This window comes from Bacillus sp. OV322 (assembly GCF_900112495.1).
GTDB lineage: Bacteria > Bacillota > Bacilli > Bacillales > DSM-1321 > Peribacillus.
On sequence record NZ_FOMA01000005.1, the window covers coordinates 346,506 to 360,303 of the forward strand.

Below are 13,798 nucleotides of genomic sequence, written 5' to 3' on the forward strand. Positions count from 1 at the left end.
TAACAGGAGGGCTGCCCCTCCTGTCAGGCAGCAATCAAAGCAGATCAGTTAGTTTTTTATCCATTTATCATGTATTTCCTGATATTTTCCTGAATCCTTTAATTTTTTTAGTGCTTTATTAAGTTCATCCACTAGCTTTTTGTTTCCTTTTTTAACGGCAATTCCATAAGGTTCTTTTGTAAATGTGCCCCCTACCAGTTCGTAGGAAGGATCTTCATCTACCATTCCATAGAGAATAGCATCATCAGTAGTCAAAGCATCACCTTGTTTGGACTTTAATGCAGCAAACGCTTCAGAATAGTTCTCAAATTCAAGGACGGTGGTGTCCGGAGCCTTTTCCCTGATATTGATTGCCGAAGTAGAGCCTTTAACTGCTAAAACCTTTGTCCCTTTTTTCAAATCCTGGATTCCGGTAATCTTGCTCCCTTTTTTTACAAGCAATGACTGTCCTGCATCAAAATAAACATCGGTAAAATCTACTTCTTTTTTCCGTTCATCAGTGATGGTCATCGTCGCTATAATGGCATCAATATCGCCATTTTGAAGAAGGGGCATTCTCGTTTTTGAGGTTACTTCCTTGAATTGCACTTTATTTTCATCTCCAAGGATTTCTTTTGCAAGCGCTCTTGCAATATCAATATCAAAACCTTCAACCTTGCCTGAGCTAGGGTTCTTTAATCCGAATAAACGTGTATCATTCTTTACTCCGACAATGATTTTGCCGCGGTCCTTGATTTGAGCCAGCACATCTTTGCCTTTTCCATCACCAGATGTTTTTTCCCCTCCGCAGCCTGCCAATATTAGTGCAGCCATCATTGATATCAGAGCCAGTTTAAATATTTTTTTAGGATTCATCATACTATTACCTCCTGTTTAATGATTTAAAATACGGCTTAAAAATAGCTGTGCCCTTTGCTCGCGGGGATTTCCAAAAAATTGATCCGGAGCAGCCATTTCTAAAATCTGTCCATGGTCCATAAATACGATGCGGTCAGCAACTTCCTTTGCAAATCCCATTTCGTGCGTTACTACAACCATTGTCATCCCTTCATTAGCTAATGTTTTCATAACATCCAGCACTTCTCCTATGCTTTCTGGATCCAGTGCTGAAGTAGGTTCGTCAAAAAGCATAATCTCCGGATTCATGGCGAGTCCCCTGGCTATGGCGACACGCTGCTGCTGGCCCCCGGAAAGCTGCGATGGATAGGAATCTGCCTTTTCCAAAATCCCTACTTTTTTAAGATATTTTTGCGCAGTTTCTCTTGCTTCCTTTTCTGACAGGCCTAATACCTTCATGGGTGCTATTGTGATATTTTCAAGTACGGTTTTATGCGGATATAGGTGGAAGTGCTGGAAGACCATCCCTATGTTCCGGCGGAGTTTATTGATATCTGATTTTTTATCTGCAACAGATATGCCGTTTACAGTCAGGACACCATCTGATATGCTTTCTAAACGGTTTATGCAGCGGAGCATAGTGCTTTTTCCGGAACCGGATGGTCCGATGACGACAACTACTTCTCCTTTAGGTATTTTAAGGTTAATATCTTTTAAGACATGAAAATTGCCGAAAAACTTATTCACCCCTGAAAATTCAATCAATGAGCATCTCTCCTTTCTTTTTAAATTTTATGTACCAGAAAATTTACATTATAAGGAATAGAAATACTTTTGTAAATTTTCTGACATATAACGTTATATAAAAAATATATACTGAAATGTGGAAAGAAGTCAAATGATTGTCTGAAATTGTAAAAAAGGAACATCTGTCAAGATGCTCCTTTTTTTATAAATTGCTGCTACAATGCAGCATCTTCAAATGGAGCGGAAAATTTTCCTTTAGGGGCAATGATATCTGTTTCTGATTGCCGTTTTTCTCCTGCTACATCATATTCACCCGCGGGATAGTAATCAAACAGTCCGCTTTTTATATGCATTTCGAGAAAATTATCCTGCAGATCATCAAGCATTTTCCGGTATTTTTCTTCATCCAGGACTTCTCCGTATTCATCAACCTCAAAATTTTCTTTAATGGCATCTTGAAGTTCTTCATTGTGGGCAAGTGCAATATAAAAATCAACATCCCCGCATTCCATGCATAACAATAGCTTTTCTTCACTGGCCTCCACATAAGCTCTTTCTATCAAATCCTGCATAATTTTATAAACCTCAGATTCATTTTTCAAAATAATAGTTTTTATCATTATTCTTCCGCCTCCATTATCTATATTCGAAGACTCATTCCTTCATAAGGTGCCATAGCCCTATTTTAAATGGTTTATGTAAAAAATACATGACATAGGATTATAACTCAATAAATACAGCCTGGCAGACATTATGCCTGCCAGGCTTGGTTGTACTATGGATATGAAAAGTGCTTTTAATAAATGCAGCTGAAACTTCCTAATACGTTATTTTCCCCAGCTCCGGCACTGATTACTTAAAATGTTTGATCTATTGCTCGCTGGAGGAACTAAGGCAAGTACATAGCAGGAAAAAGTACTTTTTTTGCATGAGGAGGGATGGTTATACCCCCCGTTTGTTTCCCCAGATATAAGTGTGCAGCTGAGGAAGTACTTTTATATCTGTAAATCGGCCATCTGCCATAACCTTATCGATAAGTTCCTCGTAATGTTTAAGCAGCATCATGGTAAGCTCTGTATTATCAGCCGTTGAAATATCCGGATTTCCTACCTGAAGATAAAAGGGTACTCCTTGATATCGCTTATAAACGGTTAGTGCATATTTGTAATCCAATTCATCGAATACAACAACTTTGATACTGAAGCTTTTCCCTTTTTTATTGTTTCTCAGGTTTTTTATGATTTCATCCAGAATTGTAAAATTTGTTTCCATTTTCGAGCTAGGCGGTTTTGGGGAAAGAGTCAGTTCATCAATGTCATAAAACCAATCCTGCCATTTGCTTCCCTGTGTCTCTAAACAAACTTTCACTGAATGCATGTTCAATAGTTCTATAAGGGTGCTGAGATTTTTCAAAAGGGCCGGATTGCCTCCTGAAATCGTAACATAAGAAAAGCCGCAGCCGCCTATGGTTTGGAGCTCTTCCCAAACTTCTTCTGCTGACATCTGTCTGATATCCTGTTTGCCTGATCCATCCCAGGTAAATGATGAGTCGCACCAGTCACAGGAATAATCACAGCCTGCCGTTCTTACAAACATAGTTTTTTGGCCTATTACCATGCCTTCTCCCTGTATGGTTGGCCCGAAAATTTCCATTACTGGTATTTTACTCAACCTCCATCCACTCCCTTCTAGCCTCAGCATACGAAGTAGGAGTTTCAAAAAGCCTTACGAATTCCAATCTTACTCCAGTTTCTGTCCATTTGGGATCTTTTTTTAAGTATTCACCCATCATTTCATACATCCAGACAACTATGTTTTCAGCTGTCGTGTTCATCATTGGCAAGGTGTCATTCAAGTATCTGTGATCAAGATGTATTTCGATCTCATTTTTCCAGATTTGCTTAATTTCACCGAAATCAATCATTAACCCTGTATCATCCGTATAGCCGCTGATCCCGAATATTGCCTTATAGGTATGTCCATGGAGGTTCTTGCATTTCCCTTCATAGCAATGTAAATGGTGTGCAGCGTCAAAAGTGAATTCCTTGCTGACAAGCACTCTTTTATGATGATACTTAAGCTGTTCTTTATGGATATCTTCATTTATTTTTTGAAGCTTTTCAACAATTTTGAAACCTGTCATAGCGTCACGCTTCCTTTCGGGACATGAGATAATCGTCAAGCCCTTTTTTGCGCAATAAGCATGCCGGGCATTCACCGCACCCCATTGCTATGATGCCATTATAGCAGGTTAATGTTTTGTTTCTGACAAAGTCAAGTGCTCCTAGTTCATCTGCCATTTTCCATGTCTCAGCTTTATCAATCCACATGAGCGGCGTATGTATGACGAAAGAATCATCCATAGAAAGATTCAGCGATACATTCAATGATTTAATAAATATATCGCGGCAATCCGGATATCCGCTGAAGTCGGTCTCACAAACACCTGTGACAATGTGTCTGGCGCCAAGCTGCCGTGCCAGGATGGCTGCAAAAGAAATAAAAACTAAATTCCTTCCTGGTACAAATGTAGAAGGCAATTCACCGTCTTCTCCTTCTTTTACGTCAATATCATTTCTGGTCAGCGCGTTTGGAGCAAGCTGATTTAATAGTGACATATCAAGGATATGATGCTTTATGCCGAGTTCATTGGCAATATCCTTTGCACATTGTATTTCAAGGCTGTGCCTTTGGTTATAATCGAAAGTTACCGCTATAACTTCTTCAAACTGCTTCTTGGCCCAAAATAGGCAGGTTGTACTGTCCTGTCCGCCGCTGAATACAATTATGGCTTTTTCTTTTTTCATTCTATAAATCTCCTTTAACATGAAAAAACAGGAATGCTAAAGAAAGCACACCTGTTTTTCCTTAGTTTTTTTGAGAGGGTAGCTAACAACCTCTACCGTTATTAAACGGATTTTTATTAAGTTAACTGTACTCGAATTATTTTAGCATAATTCAAAAAAACCGCAAGTTAAAACGAATGCTTCTTTGCATCTTTTCAGGAGTCTTGCCGTTATTTGCGCTTTCCCCAGAAAAATCACATGCTTTCATTTTTAAAGCTGTTTTCGTAAACTTAATTAATATGGAACAAGCTGGCTTATTTCCGTTCCAGGATGCCTGCTTTCCGCGAGCGGACAAATGAGCATCCCAAGCTCTGCCTGCATCTCACCTGTCCCGCTAATCCTGGAGAAGTTCGGAACCTTACCTTCTAATCTTTGATTCAAAACTGTAATCCCGCGAAGAACTCATTAAAAAATCAATCTACAAGAAAAGAGACGTTTTTGCAGATAAAATGTGCTTGTACACCTGATAAGGTTTTTTTCCATAATTGTTACTTATAATAAAGAAGAAGGAGTGTTTTTATGGATTTTCGCCAATTAAAGTATTTTTATGAAGTAGCCAAACAAAATAGCATAACAAAAGCCTCACAAACTCTTCACATTTCACAGCCGGCACTCAGTAAGATGATAAAAGGTCTAGAAGAAGAACTTGGGATGCCGCTTATTCTGCGTTCAAATAAAGTAAGCGAGCTGACCGATGCCGGTCAGGTAGTATATGAGTATGCACAAAGAATTATTTCTCAAGTAAATGAAATGCATACAACTCTAAATGATATGACACATCTGGCTAGGGGAGAAATTAATATAGGGGTCCCGCCGATAGTAGGCAGCCTGTATTTCCCGAAAGTCATGGCCAATTTTCACCGTTTGTATCCTAATATTAAAATCAATATAACAGAATATGGAGCTGCGAGAGTTGTAAAAAGTGTTGAAGAAGGAGAATTTGAAATGGGCGTGGCTGTATTGCCTGTTAATGAAGAAGTTTTCAGCATACACCCCATTGTGTACGATGAGTTAAAATTGCTGGTTCACCCCGAGCACCGTTTTGCAGAACGCGATACAGTTCATTTAAAGGAATTAAACGGGGAAGATTTTATATTTTATAGTGAAGAATTTGCTTTATACGAAATCATGAGAAAAAAATTTATACAGCAAGGCTTTGAACCCAAAATTCTTTTTAAAAGCTCTCAGTGGGATTTTATGTCAGAAATGGTAGCGGCTAATCTTGGGATTTCTATTCTTCCTGATTCAATCTGCAGACGCACTGATCAAAAAAACATTAAAATTATTAAGCTTGTCCCTGTCTCTCCCTGGAATCTTGCTCTGATAACAAAAAAAGAAAAATACATTTCAATTGCTGGCAGGACTTTCATCGACTTTATGGTGGCCAGTATGACATTATAACTATAAGTTATATTCATTATGTTAAATATGTATTTTACTTATAATAATTATGATAGTAATATAGTTTTAACAAGAGGAGCGAAATGTCGCTTCTTTTTATTATTTAGGAGTGCTGAAAAATGAAACTAATTACTATCATTATACAAATATTAATCCTGCATATCTTCCTTTATCTAGGTGCAGGGATTAAACATTTTATTCATATACCAGTTCCTGCTTCAATGATCGGTTTAATTTTGTTATTTGCCGCATTGATGCTGAAAATAATAAAGCTTGAATGGATTGAAAAAGGCGGAAATTGGCTGCTTGCTGAATTGCTCCTCTTTTTTATACCTTCTGCTGTCGGTATTGTGAATTATGATGAAATCCTGAGCTTACAGGGTATTAAGGCCCTCCTGCTTATTGGCGTCAGCACCTTTATCGTAATGGGCGCAACGGCGTTTACTGCAGAAAAAATATCTAACAAGAAAAGAAGTGAAGCATCATAATTTCCATGGTATTTTTCACCTTAATAACTTATGTCATTTACATGATTACAAAAAAAATATATAAAAGAAGATCATACTTTTTTATGCATCCTCTTTTGATCAGCCCGCTGGCATTGATTGCCCTGATCAGCTGCCTGCATGTTTCTGGAACACAGTATATTCATTCGGCAAGATTGCTTTCTCATTTGCTCGGTCCGGCGACTGTTGCTTTTGCCATTCCGATTTATAAGCATAGGGCGCTGCTTAAAAAAAACCTAGGCATCATTATTACAAGCATTACTACAGGTGTTATAGTTGCCATTTTGTCATCCTTCGCCCTCTCTAAGCTTTTGAGAATGGCACCAGACTTAATTATCAGCATTCTTCCCCGGTCAATTACTACTCCAATTGCCATTGAGGTCTCCAAGGAAATTGGCGGCCTGCCGGCATTAACTACTGTATTTGTAATTGTTACAGGCATAATGGGAGGAATTATGGGCCCTTCTGCTATTAAATGGCTATCTATTGAATCACCAATTGCCAGAGGATTGGCTTTTGGAATGAGCGCACATGGAGTTGGAACCAGCAAGGCAATGGAGTACGGAGAACAGGAAGGTACTTTTTCAACTCTTGCCATGATTTTTGCTGCGTGGATTACTTTATTAATGGGAGATTCCCTTATTCCTATGCTGATTCATGCAGCTAAGCTTACTTCTGGTGTTTAATATCAATTTTAAAAAGGCGAAGCATATATCGTATATGCTTCGCCTTTGCTTTGGTAAACAAGCTTGTTGCAGTTACTTTGTTCTTGGACTTTTAAGCAAGGAAAAACGCCTGGGTAGGCGGTTGCGAGGCAGATTTTTCATTCTGATTTTCGGGAGCCGGTACCTTATCCAGACGTTTTTTTAATTGGTTACTCGCTTATTTCCGCCTCTAGGAGATCCAAAGTAGTAATAATACCGTTTGGTTTTTCAGATGGCTTTCCATTTTTGGTAATCAGCACAGCTTCAAGTTTTTGGTTTCTGCGCTGATATTCTTCAAAAATATCTTCCACATCAAGCACTGTGCTGTTCTGTGATGTAAATTCAACGTGATGCCTGAAACGCTTAGAATGGATATCTTTAATTTTTATGCTATTTAGATCAAGGCTGGTTTCAGAAAAGTGATCCGCCATCCATTTTACAATTTCTGCAGAAGTAAGCATCCAAAGATAGCAGTCATCCGAATCGTAAACAGGAAAACGTGAGTGTGAATGTTTACGGATAAGCACCAGTACTTCAGATAATTTATCATCTTCATAAAAATAGTAAACTGGTTTAGTTGCAATAGAAAGTGCTGATTGAGGTTTTTCGAATTCATCGGCCATGCTCTCAATCTTCTCGACAATATCTATATGCGGTTCAGCTATATAAAAGCCTTCTTCAATTTTTTCATGGACAATGGCATTGCGAAGCTTGGCAAATTGACACAAATCATGTTCATAGAATCGAATTAACGCGTGGCTCTTCCCTTTATAAACAAGATCGGTGAATTTATCACTTCTTGCATTTTTCACATTATGCATAAGGGATTTATGTAACCTGTTAAATGCTGTTTCAAACCTTTCAGATTGGCTTGTTTGAGTTTCTGAAGTCATGTCAATCGCTCCCTAAATCCTTTTATTTTGTTATTTCCCCAAAAAAGTGATTTAGTAACTTGCATAGTCAAAAAATATCTTTCTTGAACAAAACATCAATGTTTACGTTAATTAGTATTGTCATTGATTTTTTATTTAAATATTTTTAAGCCTTGTTCATGAAATAACTTTAAATAAGCAGAATGAAACATTCATTTGCTGGGGCATCTGCATCTGACTATTATATTTTATTTAAGCATTGTGCTAGCGAGATCAAGGATTCATTAAGCTGGCTGTGCAATTGATTTTTAGGCCATTTTGAATTCTCCATTAATAAATCCGAGGAAATCAAAAGAATCATCCAAATTGAAAAAACAGAAGAGAAAAGAAAATATTCTTTAAAGAAACTTTCTTGTTCTATGGCAGCTCCCTGCTGATCTGCAAGCTTGCAGTACAAATTCAGAATATCTTCTCTCAGTTCACTCGATGGATTTTTAGGGAAAACAGGATGAGACATATCAATTAAATGATACAAGTCCCAATGCCTGTAATTCAGGTGAACATGCTCCCAATCCAGAACAACTATGGAAGTCTTTGTTTTTGCATAATTGCCAAGATGCAAATCTCCATGTGAAAGCACCATTTCATCATTAAACACTGTTTTTTCTAACTTTGTGAAAAACTTATGAAGCAGATCTTCGGATATATAGTAGCCCTTCAGAAGCTCCAGTGTCTCTTCCTTTTTTTTTATTACTGCTTTTGAGATATGTCCGATACCTGGCTTTGGACCTTTCACAGGTATTTCTGCTAGTTCTCCGACAGGAAAAGAGTGCCACTGGACCATAAGTTTAACAACTTCTGCAAGGGTATTTTCTTCAAAAACATGGAGCAGCGGCCCCATATCCTCAAGAATAATCCAGCTCTTCTCAGGATCATTTGATGTGCTGTGCGCCAGGATTTTAGGATAAAAGGGCGGTAAATTTAATAAAATCCTCTCTTGCGCCCATATTTCCTTTCCAAGCTGATCTGTATTGGTCAATGGTTTAAAGATATAACTTTGGCCATTTTCTATGTAAAATCTTTCAACATACTTCCCGTTCATTCCCTGGTAAATTTTTTCTCTCTTTGTTATTTTACCATTGTCCAATTTCCCGCTTGGTTCAATATAGTCAAAAAATGTTTTCATGGTCCCTCCCGAAAAGTTAATGAATGTGTCTAATATTATACCATTGAATAACCTTATGGAATGAATGGATATATGCACCTAAAACCGGGAATTATATGTGCCCTGTGAGGCATCTAAAAATAAAGGTGCAAAATTATTTCTTTCTTTATTCATTAGTTTTATACTAATATTTAGAGTAACGAAATAATAGTCTATATATATTACGGAAATCGAAAATTAGAAAGAAGTGAATAAATGGAAAAAATACAGCATGCCAGACGGAATCTGGTCATTATGTGGTTTGCCAACTTTTTCATTGGCGGCAGCACGACCATGGTTCTTCCTTTTCTTTCTCTCTATATCGGAACCTTTGGCCATTATTCAGAAAAGTATATTCAGCACTCATCAGGGCTGACATTTGGCGTAACTTTTGTAACTGCCTTTTTGGTATCTCCAATCTGGGGAAGAATCGGCGACAGATTAGGCAGAAAGAAAATCCTTATATTTTGTGCCTTCGGAATGGGACTTTCCATATTTTTAATGGGATTTGTTACATCTGTGTGGCAGCTTTTTGTCTTACGGATGCTCACTGGGTTTTTTACTGGGTTTGTTTCCATGTCACAAGCTTTCATATCCACACAAACACCTAAAGAGATTGCAGGGCGTGTCCTGGGCACCTTGCAGACAGGAAGCATTACCGGATCTTTACTTGGGCCGATGCTAGGAGGCTTGATGGCTGACTCTTTGGGCTACTCGACAACATTTAAATGGACATCAATATCCATTTTCATATCTGCTCTATTGGTATTTGCTACTAAAGAATTCAAAGTAGAAAGCAAAGAAAGCAGATCTATAAGGTATTCCAGTAAGGAAGTGATTTCCCATATAGTAAAGAATCCAGTTTTATTAACTGTTTTGCTAATTTCTGCGCTTGTACAGATAGCGCACTTCAGCATTCAGCCTATCCTTTCTCTTTACGTGAGGGAGCTGCATGGTAAAACTGATCTCGCTTTTTACTCGGGAATCGCCTTTTCTGCAGCGGGACTTGGGAATTTATTAATGGCAACTTATTGGGGTAAAATCGGTGACCGGTACGGTTATATAAAAATTCTTGTCCTTCTGCTTTTTATATCCACCATCGTTTACCTCCCTGGTGCGTTTGTAACAAACCTATGGGAGCTGGTGGCAGTCCGCTTTGCACTTGGAATTGCGATTGGCGGGATAATTCCAGTCCGAATAGCATATATCCGCCAGGAAGCGCCAATTTCAATGCAGGGTGAGGTTCTTGGCTACAACACCAGCCTTAGGTTTCTTGGTAATATGATAGGGCCGGTTATGGGCGGTTCTATTGCCGGATATTTCGGTTTTTCTGCTGTTTTTATCTCAACAAGCACCCTTTTGCTGATAGCAGGAATTATACTTTATACGGTTATCCATCGAAATCATCGGCTGGCTGATCATTCCATGACATAAAAAAATGCCGGCAGACGTTGATCTGGCGGCATTTTTTTATCTATTAATTTAGAGATACAACATGTTTTTCAATTTCATCCCATGATAAAGAGAGAATACCAGGCAGTGCAATGAACAAGGCAAACAAATCATGGAACCAGTCCTTGTTTCCTGATCTGGTAGCAATGGCTTTGTTAATATTTTGGAAATGAGCAACTAAGTTTTGGCTCAGCTGAGGCCTGGAAGGCAAATAAAGCATCATGGTTTTATAATCCATGGCAATACCTATTTTCAGGACTTCTCTGAATGCGTCAGCAAATTCTGCCGCGTTTTTTCCGTTATAGACTTTAGGAAGCTTTGAACGAAGATTTTTAATCAGCACATCTTCTTCGGGAAGTTCAGAGGCATTAATTGACTTAATCATAGCATCATACATAGATTTCACTCTTTCATATTATATTTATCGTGTATCATTATAATAGAAGCATTAACTATAAACAAACTTGAATCCATATTCATCTTACAGATCAAAGACGCCGTTAAATTTGGCTGATTCCAAGTGTATAATCGGCCCCCGCCATATTCAGCAATGTTCTAGGAAGTAATAAAACGGACACCGCAATGCGGGTCCGTTTTATTTACTTCAGAACTGTGATTTGCATAAAAGCCTTCTAACTGACTCACTCTTTCATATACTGCCAGGCATTTATCTTAAGCAAGATGAGTACTTAACAAACAGAGTCATTGGGCTTAGGGTTGCTTAACCCGAACAATGGCCTTATAAATAACGCACATGAAGTTCCGAGCATCGCCATTATCATCCATACCCAGCCATGCAGGCTAAATGAAGCAATACCTCCAAAATATGCCCCGATATTGCACCCGAATGCAAGACGGGAGCCATAGCCCATCATAAGGCCGCCGATGATTGAAGCTAATGCCACACCTGGCCTTATTCTGCCTGGCTTGAATGTTCCTTGCGAAGATGCTGAAATAAAAGCACCTAAAATGATGCCAAAATTCATGACACTGGTAGAATCAGCAAGCACTGTATGGGAAAGCGCTGCCCCGTTTGCTCCCGAGAAATAACTCCAGGAGGATACATCGAGCCCCATTGCCAGCAAAAACTTCCCGCCCCATAGTGCAAAAGCGGATGTTATCCCCCACGGATTACCCCTTATGGTTAAAGTCAGGGCATTCAATAAAGCTAAAATAATCGCAGCGGTATAAAGCGGCCACGATCCCCGCAGTACTTTTTTCCAGCCCAACATGGTCGGCAATGGCTTCATAGCAGGAGGATTTTTCTTTTTTGCAATTTTTATTGTGATCCAATAGATACATGCAAAAGCGATTATCTGAACCAGCCAAGCTCCAAAATAACCGAGACTTGTTGATTCAGCAAGAGAAATGGGTGGAAATGATGGTGTATCCTCCATCCAAAATTTAAAATGATATGCTCCCAGAACCGATCCGCCGATAAAAGCCAGCAGAGTCAGGATCATTGAAGAAGACCCTCCGCCAACTGAATACAGGGTCCCTGATGCACACCCGCCTCCAAGCTGCATGCCTATACCGAAAAGAAAAGCGCCAAATACAACACTAATGCCTACAGGAGAAACATAGCCTGCCGGTTTTAATCCAGTAAATGTAAAACCTGTGCTTAATATAATGGCAAATAAAGTAGAGGAAACAGCCAGCATAAGCATATGCGCCTGCAACCCCTGGACATTTCCTACTGACATTAGTCTGCGGAATGCGGAGGTAAACCCAAATCGGGCATGCAGCAATGTTGCCCCTAAAGCTAAACCGATGATAAAAAGAACTCCCTGTGTCCAATTTGCAGTTCTTACAATACAGATTAACAAAACATTGGCTGCTATTGATCCGCCGGTTACAAACGGAATTTGAACGGGATTCAGTGGAGCAACTCTTGTTGTTGCATGGTGGCCCCAAGATGAATATCTATTTTCCATTATGTTCGCTCCTTATCCTATGAGTTTAGTCGGATTATTTACTGCTTATCTAAAGGTAATATGTTTCGTTTTCTATGTAAAGTGGTTTGCTCGAATAAAGTGCAAGCTTATGAATTCCACAGCAGATTTCATCGTTAAAACTCATATAAGAAATTTCACTTCTGCAGGAATAAGCCTTATCCTATAGTTTTATTAGCGGCTTGTGGTAAAATAGATTAAATCTGAAATTGGAGGAATTAACATGACAAAGTTCACTGGATATGTTGGAACCTACACCAAAGGAGACAGCAAAGGAATTTATTCCTTTACTTTGGATACTGAAAATGAAAAAATCAGTGATGTAAAAGTTGCAGCCCAACTTGAAAATCCTACATATGTAACTGTAAGCAGCAATAATAAATATCTTTATTCTGTAGCCAAACAGGGTGATCAAGGCGGAATTGCAGCTTATTCAATTAATGGCGAAACTGGAGAACTAAGTGAAATCAACAAACAGCTCTTTCCCGGCGGATCTCCTTGCTATGTGAGTGTTGACAGCAGCAATGAGACAGCAGCTCTTGCATACTATCATCAGGGAACCGTACAGTCTTTTAAAGTAGATCCTGAAACTGGAAAAGTGAATGCTGCCGTATCATTGATTGAACATAAAGGATCTGGCCCTAATAAAGATCGCCAGGATAAATCACATGCCCACTTTTCCGGCTTCACTCCTGACGAAAAATATGTTGTAGCTATAGATTTAGGTACAGATAAGATTATTACATATGAAGTGAAAGATGCAGAATTAACTGAGGCGAGCACCCTTACCGTACATGCGGGAAGCGGTCCAAGGCATATTGGATTCCATCCTAATGGAAAATTTGCCTATGTGATGACAGAGCTCTCAAACGAAGTAATTGCTCTTGCCTATAATTCCGCTGATGGTAGCTTTACGGAGCAGCAGTATATTTTTGCCATCCCTGGCGATTTTAAGGAAAATTCCCAAGGCAGTGCTATCCATATCTCCCCAGACGGAAAATTTGTTTATGCAGGAAACCGTGGACATGACAGTATTGCGGTTTTCAGTATCGATCAGGATACAGGTCTGCTTGAGCTCGTTGAGTATACTTCAACAGAAGGAAACTGGCCTAGGGATTTTGTTCTTGATCCATCTGGCAAATACATTGTAGCTTCTAACCAGGAAACTGGAAACCTTGTCCTATTCAGCAGAAATGAACAGACAGGCAAGCTAAAGCTTCTGCAATCTGATGTGGCTGTTCCTTATCCAGTTTGTGTGAAATTTCTGAATCAGTAAC

Annotated in this window: 16 protein-coding genes; 5 read left to right on the forward strand and 11 right to left on the reverse strand. The window is 39.0% G+C overall.

Annotated elements, in window-relative coordinates; genetic code table 11:
* Nucleotides 1-48 precede the first annotated feature (48 nt).
* The 7 genes from BM126_RS14475 to BM126_RS22465 all read right to left on the reverse strand — a co-directional run bounded on the left by BM126_RS14475 (nucleotide 49) and on the right by BM126_RS22465 (nucleotide 4,811).
* Entirely contained in the window at nucleotides 49-858 is an 810-nt protein-coding gene (locus BM126_RS14475; protein ID WP_090990150.1) for a transporter substrate-binding domain-containing protein, read from the reverse strand.
* A 15-nt stretch (nucleotides 859-873) separates the two neighbouring features.
* Complete coding sequence (locus BM126_RS14480) at nucleotides 874-1,602, reverse strand: amino acid ABC transporter ATP-binding protein (RefSeq protein ID WP_090990151.1); 729 nt, start codon at nucleotides 1,600-1,602, stop codon at nucleotides 874-876.
* Between the two features lie 197 nt (nucleotides 1,603-1,799).
* Nucleotides 1,800-2,204, reverse strand: coding sequence for a hypothetical protein (locus BM126_RS14485; protein ID WP_090990152.1), 405 nt, complete (start codon nucleotides 2,202-2,204; stop codon nucleotides 1,800-1,802).
* A gap of 322 nt (nucleotides 2,205-2,526) precedes the next feature.
* Complete coding sequence (queE, locus tag BM126_RS14490; protein ID WP_090990153.1) at nucleotides 2,527-3,255, reverse strand: 7-carboxy-7-deazaguanine synthase QueE; 729 nt, start codon at nucleotides 3,253-3,255, stop codon at nucleotides 2,527-2,529.
* Nucleotides 3,248-3,727, reverse strand: coding sequence for a 6-carboxytetrahydropterin synthase QueD (queD, locus tag BM126_RS14495; protein WP_090990154.1), 480 nt, complete (start codon nucleotides 3,725-3,727; stop codon nucleotides 3,248-3,250). The genes queE and queD overlap by 8 nt, the downstream gene beginning before the upstream one ends.
* 4 nt (nucleotides 3,728-3,731) lie before the next feature.
* Nucleotides 3,732-4,412: a 7-cyano-7-deazaguanine synthase QueC gene (gene queC / locus BM126_RS14500; RefSeq protein WP_141770076.1), complete on the reverse strand. Its 681-nt coding sequence runs from the start codon at nucleotides 4,410-4,412 to the stop codon at nucleotides 3,732-3,734.
* Nucleotides 4,413-4,664: 252 nt separating this feature from the next.
* Entirely contained in the window at nucleotides 4,665-4,811 is a 147-nt protein-coding gene (locus BM126_RS22465; protein ID WP_177201441.1) for a hypothetical protein, read from the reverse strand.
* A gap of 138 nt (nucleotides 4,812-4,949) precedes the next feature.
* Here BM126_RS22465 and BM126_RS14510 point away from each other — a divergent pair, with 138 nt between their 5' ends.
* From BM126_RS14510 to BM126_RS14520, 3 genes are all read left to right on the forward strand, one after another.
* Nucleotides 4,950-5,831 (forward strand): LysR family transcriptional regulator, encoded by an 882-nt coding sequence (locus BM126_RS14510; RefSeq protein ID WP_090990157.1) that lies wholly within the window; start codon nucleotides 4,950-4,952, stop codon nucleotides 5,829-5,831.
* Nucleotides 5,832-5,950: 119 nt separating this feature from the next.
* Nucleotides 5,951-6,319 carry a CidA/LrgA family protein gene (locus BM126_RS14515; RefSeq protein ID WP_071352555.1) on the forward strand — a complete coding sequence of 123 codons (369 nt, stop codon included), beginning with the start codon at nucleotides 5,951-5,953 and terminating at the stop codon, nucleotides 6,317-6,319.
* 41 nt (nucleotides 6,320-6,360) lie between these two features.
* Entirely contained in the window at nucleotides 6,361-7,023 is a 663-nt protein-coding gene (locus BM126_RS14520) for an LrgB family protein (RefSeq protein WP_371261452.1), read from the forward strand.
* 188 nt (nucleotides 7,024-7,211) lie between these two features.
* Here the strand turns inward: BM126_RS14520 and BM126_RS14525 are convergent, their stop codons facing one another.
* Nucleotides 7,212-7,934 carry a CBS domain-containing protein gene (locus BM126_RS14525; RefSeq protein WP_090990159.1) on the reverse strand — a complete coding sequence of 241 codons (723 nt, stop codon included), beginning with the start codon at nucleotides 7,932-7,934 and terminating at the stop codon, nucleotides 7,212-7,214.
* Between the two features lie 220 nt (nucleotides 7,935-8,154).
* Nucleotides 8,155-9,099 (reverse strand): phosphotransferase, encoded by a 945-nt coding sequence (locus BM126_RS14530; RefSeq protein WP_090990160.1) that lies wholly within the window; start codon nucleotides 9,097-9,099, stop codon nucleotides 8,155-8,157.
* A gap of 234 nt (nucleotides 9,100-9,333) precedes the next feature.
* Between BM126_RS14530 and BM126_RS14535 the strand changes: the two genes are divergently transcribed.
* Nucleotides 9,334-10,551 (forward strand): MFS transporter, encoded by a 1,218-nt coding sequence (locus tag BM126_RS14535; protein ID WP_090990161.1) that lies wholly within the window; start codon nucleotides 9,334-9,336, stop codon nucleotides 10,549-10,551.
* Between the two features lie 43 nt (nucleotides 10,552-10,594).
* Here BM126_RS14535 and BM126_RS14540 read toward each other — a convergent pair whose 3' ends face one another.
* Nucleotides 10,595-10,954 carry a hypothetical protein gene (locus tag BM126_RS14540; protein WP_141770077.1) on the reverse strand — a complete coding sequence of 120 codons (360 nt, stop codon included), beginning with the start codon at nucleotides 10,952-10,954 and terminating at the stop codon, nucleotides 10,595-10,597.
* A gap of 304 nt (nucleotides 10,955-11,258) precedes the next feature.
* A complete protein-coding gene (locus BM126_RS14545; protein ID WP_090990163.1) occupies nucleotides 11,259-12,503 on the reverse strand; it encodes a YeeE/YedE family protein in 1,245 nt (414 codons plus the stop codon).
* 241 nt (nucleotides 12,504-12,744) lie between these two features.
* On the opposite strand from BM126_RS14545, the gene BM126_RS14550 reads away from it, so the two are divergent.
* Entirely contained in the window at nucleotides 12,745-13,797 is a 1,053-nt protein-coding gene (locus BM126_RS14550) for a lactonase family protein (RefSeq protein WP_090990164.1), read from the forward strand.
* The last annotated feature ends 1 nt before the right edge of the window (nucleotide 13,798 follow it).

Coding starts and splice junctions, on each gene's coding strand:
- queD (WP_090990154.1), bottom strand. CDS start 3,727: ATGACAGGTTTCAAAATTGTTGAAAAGCTTCAAAAAATAAATGAAGAT.
- BM126_RS14545 (WP_090990163.1), bottom strand. CDS start 12,503: ATGGAAAATAGATATTCATCTTGGGGCCACCATGCAACAACAAGAGTT.
- BM126_RS14525 (WP_090990159.1), bottom strand. CDS start 7,934: ATGACTTCAGAAACTCAAACAAGCCAATCTGAAAGGTTTGAAACAGCA.
- BM126_RS14475 (WP_090990150.1), bottom strand. CDS start 858: ATGATGAATCCTAAAAAAATATTTAAACTGGCTCTGATATCAATGATG.
- BM126_RS14485 (WP_090990152.1), bottom strand. CDS start 2,204: ATGATAAAAACTATTATTTTGAAAAATGAATCTGAGGTTTATAAAATT.
- BM126_RS14530 (WP_090990160.1), bottom strand. CDS start 9,099: ATGAAAACATTTTTTGACTATATTGAACCAAGCGGGAAATTGGACAAT.
- queC (WP_141770076.1), bottom strand. CDS start 4,412: ATGTTAAAGGAGATTTATAGAATGAAAAAAGAAAAAGCCATAATTGTA.
- BM126_RS14540 (WP_141770077.1), bottom strand. CDS start 10,954: ATGATTAAGTCAATTAATGCCTCTGAACTTCCCGAAGAAGATGTGCTG.
- BM126_RS14550 (WP_090990164.1), top strand. CDS start 12,745: ATGACAAAGTTCACTGGATATGTTGGAACCTACACCAAAGGAGACAGC.
- BM126_RS14520 (WP_371261452.1), top strand. CDS start 6,361: ATGATTACAAAAAAAATATATAAAAGAAGATCATACTTTTTTATGCAT.
- BM126_RS14510 (WP_090990157.1), top strand. CDS start 4,950: ATGGATTTTCGCCAATTAAAGTATTTTTATGAAGTAGCCAAACAAAAT.
- BM126_RS14515 (WP_071352555.1), top strand. CDS start 5,951: ATGAAACTAATTACTATCATTATACAAATATTAATCCTGCATATCTTC.
- BM126_RS14535 (WP_090990161.1), top strand. CDS start 9,334: ATGGAAAAAATACAGCATGCCAGACGGAATCTGGTCATTATGTGGTTT.